At 30.1% G+C, this 1,900-nt stretch carries 2 protein-coding genes; both read left to right on the top strand.

Annotated features, from left to right (window positions below; genetic code table 11):
- Positions 1–254: phosphopantetheine-binding protein (locus AB6735_RS27945; protein ID WP_370999470.1), on the top strand; the 254-nt coding region annotated here is incomplete at its 5' end.
- 1,333 nt (positions 255–1,587) lie between these two features.
- The coding region (locus tag AB6735_RS27940) for a hypothetical protein (RefSeq protein WP_370999469.1) at positions 1,588–1,900 on the top strand (313 nt) is incomplete at its 3' end.

The raw sequence follows: 1,900 nt of genomic DNA, 5'->3' as shown, positions 1-1,900 counted from the left end.
AGCTCGCTGCTATATGGACAGACCTGCTCGCCGTTGAGCGCGTTGGCATACACGATAACTTCTTCCAGCTCGGCGGAGATTCGCTGCTGGCCATGCGACTCGTTTCTTCTATCAGAAGAGAGCTCAATATAGAGATATCCATATTAGCGATATTTGAATCACAAACAATAAATAAATTATCAGAATATCTAGATATTTTATTATTTCGAAATAAGTATTCCATTGAAAATAATCTTGAGGGGTTTGAGTTATAAAGTATTGGTATGAGATTAAGTATACGTTACTAAAAAAATACAAATCATCTGTTGAGATGCAGCAATAACTCATTCCATTTTTTCAATATTAAAAGAAAAAAACAGCCGCATCAAAGCCAAGACAGAGTGCCTTAAATGAAAATTATAACAGGATAAACATCTAAAAATGAATAAATACCAGGCTAAATTGAATGAACTGTAATTAGCAGTCATAACAAGAAAAAATTACCATTGAAAAAAATATTAAAGCATTGAAAAATGAGAATCTGATGAATCATTGTTTTGCCTTGATATTGTTTGTTTCTCTATTTCAAATACTGAGAAGTAACACAGATAATAGTTAATCTAATACTGTCCGAGTCAATTTTAATTATCTATTGTATTTTATATTTATTATAATTAGTTTTAAAGTGTTATGCGTTTAAAAGCCAAAGCACATTTAAGGTCATTTAGGGATTTATTATTTTTTTTGATAACCCGTAATGGATTTGAATTTGGTTAATATCCTTACCGACAATCCTGCAATAGTTTTAAGATAGTTTCTTTTGAACATAAATTGGTCACAAAGATATGACAACAAAGATTAATGCCATGTATGAACCGTTAATGTTACGTTTCAAATCGTTCTTTACTTTTTTGATTGTTACGCATTGTATTTTTAACTCAATCCTTAGCTTTTCGTTTAATCAACTATAAAGGTACAAGCTTTATTTTACGGCCAAACATCCTTGTTCAAGAACTGCTCTTCAGCCTTTTCTATGCAAAGGCGGTTCTACAAAAAGGCGGTTCTACAAATTAGAATAGATATCAAACGCACAATAAAGACATCTTCATATTGATTTCTTCTATCAACAAGGAGTCCCTTAAATTATTGAAAAAAGTATGAGTTTATTTTTTTCCCGAAAGCAAAAATTGCCAAGATGCTTGAGGATAGAAAATCAATCTTATAATCCTTATTGGGCTCCCAGAAAAGATAGATATCAGAATAAACATCTATAGATCCAGTTCAAACACAGAATGTAATCACATAATAATCAAAAAATTATGTGGTTTGAAATGGAATCTAAAGTTAAGTTAACATCGGTATTGATGACGATTTAAAATAGATTTTGTAATACCCAAAAACAGATAGAAATTGGTCGAAAAGATGTGTATATAGAAAACTTTAATTGAAGTTGCTTATTCTTTATATACTGGTTACTGACACGATGAGTAACTTTTCTTACATTTTTAATCACATAATACGTTATTTCATAAAGCTCTAAACCTAATTTAGTTTCTATTTAATATTCGTCATTTATACTCTTTCATTTCCAAAAAAAAGTTTGAATTTATGTTAGACATTGATTTTATTAATACAGTAAAGATCATAAACGAAGCGCAAAAAAACGGAATAATACTATTTTTAAATGACGATATTGTTAAATATAGATTTGTTGAAGGTGCACCAATTGATTATCGTTTTATTGAAGAAATAAAGAAATTCAAAGCTCAAATAAAAATCATTTTAAGGAATGGATATGCATTAAATCAAGCTAGTTCTATACTGCCCTCCCCCAGACATTTTAGGATTCCTTTATCTTTTTCTCAGGAAAGGTTATGGTTCATCGATGCACTGGAGGGTAGTTTGCAATATCATCTCCCTT

Source organism: Mucilaginibacter sp. RCC_168 (assembly GCF_041355315.1).
GTDB lineage: Bacteria > Bacteroidota > Bacteroidia > Sphingobacteriales > Sphingobacteriaceae > Mucilaginibacter.
Note: the sequence above shows the minus strand (reverse complement) of the source record. Positions and strands in the feature narration are given on the sequence as shown.